This is a genomic window from Cupriavidus sp. YAF13 (genome assembly GCF_052113425.1).
Lineage (GTDB): Bacteria > Pseudomonadota > Gammaproteobacteria > Burkholderiales > Burkholderiaceae > Cupriavidus.
In genome coordinates this window covers 48,641-56,692 of the sequence record NZ_JBFRDD010000053.1, presented here as the reverse complement: position 1 = coordinate 56,692, position 8,052 = coordinate 48,641, and the positions used below count along the sequence as shown (strand labels likewise).

The following is an 8,052-nucleotide window of genomic DNA, read 5'->3' as shown; positions in this document are numbered from 1 at the left end:
GCTATGAACCAGTTCGCGATCCTGTACGAGGAGCGCTTCACCCATCCGCATCGTTGAGATAATGCTGCACTCACCGCTCAAGTCGACGGTGAGTCTATACCTGCCCTGCACACAAAAAAACTGACAGGCCCGAGCAATGTCATATGGCACCTTGGGTACAAAAACCAACACCGCCCAAACGACCCCCTCTAGCCCTCAATTCCCCCCCGATGCGCCCACCCCGTCATCCGCCTCTCCACCACCGCAAAAAACTCATACATCACCATCGCCATCACGGCGATCACCACCAGCCCGGCAAACGCCAGCGGCATCTTCATCGCCGATCCGGCGGACACCAGCAGATAGCCGATACCCTCATTGGCTGCACTCATCTCCGACACGGTAGTGCCGACGAACGCCAGCGTGATCGCCACCTTGAGCGAAGCAAAGAAGTAAGGCATCGACCGCGGCAGCCCGACCTTGAGCAACACATCGGTGCGCTTTGCACCAAGTACGCGCAGCACATCCTCCAGTTCCGGCTCCAGCGTAGCCAGCCCTGTAGCGATATTGACCATGATCGGGAAGAACGAGATCAGGAAGGCGGTCAGGATCGCCGGGCCGGCGCCGAGCCCGAACCACACCACCAGGATCGGCACGAAGGCCGCCTTCGGCAACGCATTGAACGCCGTCATCAGCGGATACCCGGCGGCGTACGCCAGCTTGGACGAGCCCATCAGCAAACCCAGCACCACGCCCACGATGATGGCAAGGCCAAAGCCAACCATGGTGGTCCAGAAGGTACGCCAGGCGTGGCCGGCAATCACATCCCAGTAGTCGAGCAGCGACGTGACGATCGCGCTGGGGCTGGGCAGGATGAAGTCCGACACATTGAACACAAGGCACGCGCCCTGCCACAGCAGCAGGAACGTGCCCAGCAGCAGCCACGGCGCCACGCGCTGCACGCGGCGTTGCTGAGCCGCGCTCATCGAGGAAGAGAAAGTGCTCATGGTCAGTGCTGCCGTACGTGGCCGATCTTCTCGCGCAGCGCATGCACGAGGTCGGCAAAGGGTTCGGTATAGGTCAGGTCGAGGTCGCGCGGACGCGGCAGGTCGATCCCCTTGCGCGTGAGGATGCGCCCAGGGCGCTGGCTCATCACGTAGACGGTGTCAGCCAGGAACACAGCCTCGCGCAGGTCGTGGGTGACCAGGATCACGTTGAAGCGCTGGGCCTGCCACAGGTCGCGCAGCACGCACCACAGCTCCTCGCGGGTAAAAGCGTCGAGCGCGCCAAAGGGCTCATCGAGCAGCAGCATGCGCGGTTCGTGGATCAGCGCRCGGCAGATASCSGCGCGCTGCTGCATGCCGCCGGAGAGCTGCCACGGGTACTTGTCCTCGTAGCCGGCCAGGCCCACGGTGCGCAGCAGCTCGCGTGCGCGCGCCGTGTACTCCTCGCGCTGCTGGCGCAGTGTGGAGCGGTAGGGCTCGACGATTTCCAGCGGCAGCATGACATTCTGCAACGTGGTGCGCCAGGGCAGCAGCGTCGGCGCCTGGAAGGCCATGCCAACCATCTTGAGCGGGCCGGTGACCTTCTCGCCGGCGATCCTGACCACGCCGCGCGTGGCCGGCTTGAGCCCGGTCGCCAGCTTCATGAAGGTGGACTTGCCGCAGCCGGAAGGCCCGACGATGGCGATGAACTCGCCCGGCTCGACCTGCAGCGAGATGTCCTCGATGGCGAACTCACCCTGGCGGGCAAGCTCGTCGTTATAGGCGAGCCAGACCCGGTTGAACTCGACGAAGGGTTGCGCCGCCGGCTCGTCCGGCAGTTCGGCAGCAAGCGCGGCCCCGGTGCGCAGGGAAGTGGTGCCAAGCGTCATCGCAGCACATCCAGTTCGGCAGCGGACGGCAGGTAGGCATCGGTCCACAGGTTGTCGGGGTTGATGCGGCCCTTGGTGCCGAAGGCGTCGGCCACTTGCGAAGCCATCAGCGACAGGCGCGGCTTGTTGACGCGGCCAAAGCCCTCGACGCGCGCGTCGGGCGACTTGACGACGCTGTCCAGCGCCATCTTCAGGCGCTTGGTCTCGAGCTTCTCGTCGATGATGCCGTCACGCGCCTTGACCGCCTTGATGCCCTCTTCCGGCTTGGCGATGACGTCCTTGGCCGATTTGGCGAAGGCGCGCAGGAAGGCCTTGACCGCCTCCGGGTTCTTCTTGAGGAAGTCTTCCGAGGCGATCACGGCGTTGCCGTACAGCTTCACGCCGTATTGCGGGTAAGGCAGCACCACGATGTCCTCGTCCTTCACGCCACGCGCATTCAGGTTGAGGATGGAGGTGAAGGAAAAGCCCGTGATGGCGTCGAGGTCGCCGCGCGTGAGCATGGTCTCGCGCAGGGTCGGGTCCATCGCCTGCCAGTTGAAGCTCGATGCCTGCAGGCCGTTTGCCTTGGCGAAGATCGGGAAGGCGCGGCGGCCGGCGTCGAATACCGGTGCGCCGAGCTTCTTGCCGGCCAGGTCGTGCGGGGTCTTGATGCCGGACTTCTTCAGCGCGAGCACGGCGGCGGGCGTGTTGTTGTAGACCATCATCACGGCCACCGGCTTGTTCTTGGCATCCGGGTTGTTGCCATAGAACTCCATCACCGAGGCCAGGTCGGCAAAGCCCATGTCGTAGGTGCCGGAAGCCACGCGGTTGACCACGTTGCCCGATCCGTTGCCGGCGTCGATCGACACATCGAGCTTCTCGGCCTTGTAGTAGCCCTTCCGCTCGCCCAGCAGGAACAGCGCAGACGGGCCTTCGAAGCGCCAGTCGAGCTGGAAGCGGACTTTGGTCTGGGCGTACGCCTCGCCGGCAAATTGTGTCGACAGCACCAGGGCAGTGCCCAGCGCCATGCCAAGCTGCAGCCAGCGGCGGCGCGCGGTGGATACGGCAGCGCCGGGCGCGGCATGGGCGGGTTGGGCGCCGACGTGAGCGGCAGTGGCCTCGAACGGGGTGGCGGCACGGAATAGCGGCATTGAACTCTCTCCAGTTAGTCGTCTTCCTGGATAGTTCGTCCGCAAGGCGCGTGCCATGCAAACACGCACCATGATGGGGCTGATACGCCACCTATTGTCGAACCAAATTCGTGCAACCGGATGGTTCTGGCCGGTTTGCCACAATGGATTGTCAACAATTCATTGCGGCCCTGGCGATTGCCGTGTCAGGCGTCCTGGGTTGCGTCGCCGGCTTCGATCGCCAGCGCGACATCCTCCACGGGGGCCTCGCTCTCTGCCGCGCTGCGCGCCTGGATATGCCACATCTCGGCGTAGCGGGCGTCGAGCCGCATCAGTTCGGCATGGGTGCCGCGCTCGATGATACGGCCGTGGTCCATCACCAGGATCTGGTCGGCATGCACCACCGTAGAGAGCCGGTGCGCGATCAGCAGCGTGGTGCGGTTCTGCGCCAGCCGCATCAGCTCGGCCTGGATGGCTTGCTCGGTACGGGAATCCAGCGCCGAGGTGGCTTCATCGAAGACCAGGATTGGCGGGTTCTTCAGCAGCGTGCGGGCAATGGCGACGCGCTGCTTCTCCCCGCCCGACAGCTTGAGGCCGCGCTCGCCCACCGGCGTGTCGTAGCCCTGCGGCAGCTCGCGGATAAAGCCGTCGATCTGGGCCGCGCGCGCGGCCTCGATGACTTCGTCGCGGCTGGCGTCGGGGCGGCCGTAGGCGATGTTGTAGTAGATGCTGTCGTTGAACAGCACGGTGTCCTGCGGCACGATGCCGATGGCGCGGCGCAGGCTGTCCTGCGTGATCGCGCGGATATCCTGGCCGTCGATCTCGATGCCGCCGCTGCTCACGTCATAGAAGCGGAACAACAGCCGCGCCAGCGTGGACTTGCCCGAGCCGCTGTGGCCCACCACCGCGGTAGTGGTGCCGGYGGCGATGGCGAAGTCCACCTCGTCCAGGATCACGCGGTTGCTCTCGTAGCCAAACCCGACACGGTTGAAACGCACCGCCGCGCCCTGCACGCGCAAGGCCGCGGCGTCCGGCGCATCTGCGACTTCGCGGTTGGTGCCCAGCAGCACGAACATGCGGTCCATGTCGGTGGTGGCCTGCTTGATCTCGCGGTAGATCACGCCGAGGAAGTTCAGCGGAATGTACAGCTGGATCATCAGCGTATTGACCAGCACCAGATCGCCCAGCGTGAGCTTGCCCGCCGCCACGCCCACGGTGGCGCGCCACAGGATCATGATCAGGCCGGTGGCGATGATGGCCTGCTGGCCGAAGTTGAGGAACGACAGCGAGTTTTGCGAGCGGATCGCCGCGGTGCGGTACTTGCGCAGGTTCTCGTCATAGCGGCCGGCCTCGTACTCCTCGTTGCCGAAGTACTTGACGGTCTCGAAGTTGAGCAGGGAATCGATCGCCTTCTGGTTGGCGCGCGAATCCAGCTCGTTCATCTTGCGCCGGAAGTGCGTGCGCCACTCGGTCACCACGATGGTGAACACGATATAGCTCACCAGCGCGCAGCCCGTGATGGCAGCGAACCAGATGTCGTAGTGCAGGATGAAGAAGCCCATCACCAGCCCCATCTCGACCAGGGTCGGCAGGATGCTGTAGAGCGAGTAGGAGATCAGCGATTGGATGCCGCGCGTGCCGCGCTCGATGTCGCGGCTCATGCCGCCGGTCTGGCGGTCCAGGTGAAAACGCAGCGACAGCGCGTGCAGGTGGCGAAACACCTGCAGCGCGATCTCGCGCACCGCGCTCTGCGTGACCTTGGAGAACAGGATCTCGCGCAACTCGGTAAACAGCGTGCCGGACAAGCGCAGTATCCCGTAGGCGACGATCAGCCCCACCGGCACCACCAGCAGCGCGCTCGCGCTGCCGGCGGGAACATTCATGTTGTCCACCAGCTTTTTCATCAGGATCGGCACGCCCAGGTTGGCCACCTTGGCCGCCACCAGGCACACCAGCGCCAGAATCACTCGCCATTTGTAATGCCAGACATAGGGCAACAGGTTGCGCACGGTCTGCCAATCGCTGCGGGGAACGTTGGATTTGCCGAAGAGGGAAGAAGGCTGGGCGGGGGACGGCTCGGCCGACGTAGAGTAGCGTCGCATACGTTAGAATTCGGGCGAATATGCGATTGTGGCAGAGATCGTCTTTGTTAGCCGGCGCCACACCGTTTACCCTCGTCACGGAACCGCCGCGACACCCGGGCCGCACGGCGGCAAGGTCACTCCGACATGCGCACCAGCGCGCCGGCACCCCAGCGCAGCCCTTGCCACCCAGCTCCAACCCTATCCAAGCTCAAGCCATCATGAATCAAGCCGACGCCCTCCCCTGCCTGCCTGCCGGCAAGAATCCCGCCCTGCGCGTGGTCCCCATGCCATCGGACGCCAATGTGCACGGCGACGTCTTCGGCGGCTGGATCATGGCCCAGGTGGACATTGCCGGCTCGATCCCGGCGGTGGAACGCGCGCAGGGCCGCGTGGCCACCGTGGCGGTGAACTCCTTCCTGTTCAAGCACCCGGTCTTTGTCGGCGACCTGGTGAGCTTCTACGCCGATATTGAGAAAACGGGCCGCACCTCGATCACGGTATCAGTGGAAGTCTATGCGCAGCGCATGCGCCACAGCCACGAGATCGTCAAGGTGACAGAAGCCATCCTGACCTATGTGGCGACGGACGATGCAAGGCAACCGCGGGTGTTGCCAGCGATATAAGCGGCCGCGGCTGAAGCCGGCGCGAGCGGGTCAGCGTCTGCGCTGAGCTCCCGGAGGAAATGCAGAAATTTCCGCCGGTACATTCAGACGCCTCCGATTGTCCCGCCTCTTCCCAAATCCTTAAATGATAATGATTATCATTATTGTTTAAGGAGGATTGCATGCGTTCGTACATCAGGTCTGCCGCGCTGCCACCGCGGCGCTCCCTCGCTTCCGCCGTCCTGGCGGCGGCCTGCGCTACACCGGTCCTGGCAGACGATTTACAACGGCAGGGCAAACACATCGAACTGGCGCCGGTCACGGTCACGGGAACGCAGGCACCCAGCTCCAAGGTCGAAGCCTCCGGCTCGGCAAAATACGCGGCGCCACTGCTCGATACGCCCCAGACCATCACGGTGGTGCCGCAGCACGTGCTGGAGGAACAGAACGCCTTGAGCTTGCGGCAGGCGCTTTCCAACGTCTCCGGCATCACCTTCAACGCCGGCGAGGGTGGTGGCGGCTCCGGCGACAGCATCAATATCCGCGGCTTCAGCGCCAACGCGAACATGCAGATCGACGGCTTGCGCGACAGCGGGCAGAACAACCGTTCCGACCTCTTCAACCTCGAAGCGGTCGAGGTGATCAAAGGGCCGAATTCGGTCTTCGGCGGCGCTGGCACCACCGGCGGCAACATCAACATGATCAGCAAGCAACCGAAGGCGGACAGGTTCACGCACGTCGGCGGCGGGCTCGGCACTGCCAGCTTCCACCGCCTGACCCTGGACACCAACCAGCCGCTGCCGTGGGACGGGCCCGCGGCGGTCGTCCGCCTGAACCTGATGGCGCACGAGAATGACATACCGGGCCGCGACGTCATCGAACGCCGCCGCTGGGGCATCGCGCCATCGATCACCTTCGGCATGCAATCGCCGACGCGCCTGACGCTGAGCTATTTCCACCAGAGCGACGACAACCTGCCCGACTACGGCGTGCCAGCGCTGAACGGCCAGCGGCTCGCGGGCGTCAGCCGGCACGGCTACTTCGGCTGGCGCAACGTGGACCGGGAGAACATCACCACCGATGCGGCCACCGTCAAGTTCGAACACGAATTCAACGACAAGCTCAAGCTGCAGAACCTGACCCGCTATTCGCGCCTGCACCGCGACACCGTGATCTCTGCCTCGCACGTGAACCAGACGGGGCTGCCGCCGGGCCGCTACCGGCCGGCAGGGCCGCAGGGCTATGGCCGCGACTCGGCCACCGAGCTGTGGATCAACCAGACCAACCTGACCAGCCGCTTCGACACCTTGGGGCTGGGACACACCCTCGTCAGTGGCTTCGAGATCTCACGCGAGACCTACGACCGGACCACCTATTCCTACTATCTCGCCAGGTACTATCCCGCCAACGGCTTCGATCTCTCCAACCCGCCAGGCTACTGGAGCGCGCCCACCGACCGGCGCGACAGCGCGCGCACCAAGACATGGCTTGACGTAAAGGCGCTGTACGCGCTTGACACCATCGCCCTGGGCAAGCACTGGGACCTGAACCTTGGCCTGCGCTACGACTGGATAGATGGCAGCGCCGAGAGCACGCCGCTGGGCAAGGCAACCGAGCGCGCGGACAGCACCACCAACCAGCTCAGCGGCCGGGCGGGACTGGTGTTCAAGCCCACGGACAACGGCAGGATCTATTTCGCCTACGGCACGTCCTTCAACCCGTCCGCCGAGTACCTGGTCAGCACCGGCTCGGGCGTGAACAAGGGCACGGGGGGACTGGCGCCCGAGAAGAACAAGACCTATGAGCTCGGCAGCAAATGGGAGTTCATGGAGCGGCGCCTGGGACTAAACGCGGCGCTGTTCCAGGTCGACAAGGACAACACGCGCGAACGCCTCCTCGACGGCAGCTACGCCCTGGCCGGCAAGCAGCGCGTGCGCGGCGTCGAGCTGGGCACGGCCGGCAAGGTGACGCCGAACTGGGACGTTTTCGCCAACTACACTTACCTGAACAGCAAGACACTCAAGTCAATGACGCTGCCCGAGCGCGAAGGCAAGGCGCTGGCCAACACACCGGCGCACTCCTTCAGCCTGTGGACCACCTACCAGCTGCCCGCGGGCTGGACGCTGGGCTACGGCGCGCGCTTCATCGGCAGGCGCAACGTGACATCGGTGGGGGACGGCACGCTTGGTGCCTACCTGGTGCACAACGCCATGCTCGGCTATGCGCCGAACAAGAACCTCAAGTTCCAGCTCAACGTCGACAACCTCTTCAACAAGGCCTATGTGGAGCGGGTGCGCCAGACGCTGGGCAGCGCATCGCGCTCGTCCGCGATCGAGTACGGCGACGGCCGCTCCGCGGTGCTGTCAGCCGTCTACTCCTTCTAACGCTACGCGCGGGGGGCGTCG

Annotated in this window: 6 protein-coding genes; 2 read left to right on the top strand and 4 right to left on the bottom strand. The window is 64.6% G+C overall.

Annotated elements, in window-relative coordinates; translation table 11 throughout:
* Positions 1–188 precede the first annotated feature (188 nt).
* From AB4061_RS32045 to AB4061_RS32030, 4 genes are all read right to left on the bottom strand, one after another.
* Entirely contained in the window at positions 189–986 is a 798-nt protein-coding gene (locus AB4061_RS32045) for an ABC transporter permease (RefSeq protein WP_441640235.1), read from the bottom strand.
* Between the two features lie 2 nt (positions 987–988).
* A complete protein-coding gene (locus AB4061_RS32040) occupies positions 989–1,852 on the bottom strand; it encodes an ABC transporter ATP-binding protein (RefSeq protein ID WP_441640234.1) in 864 nt (287 codons plus the stop codon).
* Positions 1,849–2,859, bottom strand: a complete 1,011-nt coding sequence (locus AB4061_RS32035; protein WP_441640237.1) for an ABC transporter substrate-binding protein — start codon at positions 2,857–2,859, stop codon at positions 1,849–1,851. Before AB4061_RS32035 ends, AB4061_RS32040 begins: the two co-directional genes overlap by 4 nt.
* Positions 2,860–3,167: 308 nt before the next feature.
* Positions 3,168–5,063 carry an ABCB family ABC transporter ATP-binding protein/permease gene (locus tag AB4061_RS32030; RefSeq protein WP_441640233.1) on the bottom strand — a complete coding sequence of 632 codons (1,896 nt, stop codon included), beginning with the start codon at positions 5,061–5,063 and terminating at the stop codon, positions 3,168–3,170.
* A 200-nt stretch (positions 5,064–5,263) separates the two neighbouring features.
* Here AB4061_RS32030 and AB4061_RS32025 point away from each other — a divergent pair, with 200 nt between their 5' ends.
* Together AB4061_RS32025 and AB4061_RS32020 are read left to right on the top strand one after the other, a co-directional pair.
* Positions 5,264–5,668, top strand: a complete 405-nt coding sequence (locus AB4061_RS32025) for an acyl-CoA thioesterase (RefSeq protein ID WP_441640232.1) — start codon at positions 5,264–5,266, stop codon at positions 5,666–5,668.
* 161 nt (positions 5,669–5,829) lie between these two features.
* A complete protein-coding gene (locus AB4061_RS32020; protein WP_441640231.1) occupies positions 5,830–8,031 on the top strand; it encodes a TonB-dependent receptor in 2,202 nt (733 codons plus the stop codon).
* The last annotated feature ends 21 nt before the right edge of the window (positions 8,032–8,052 follow it).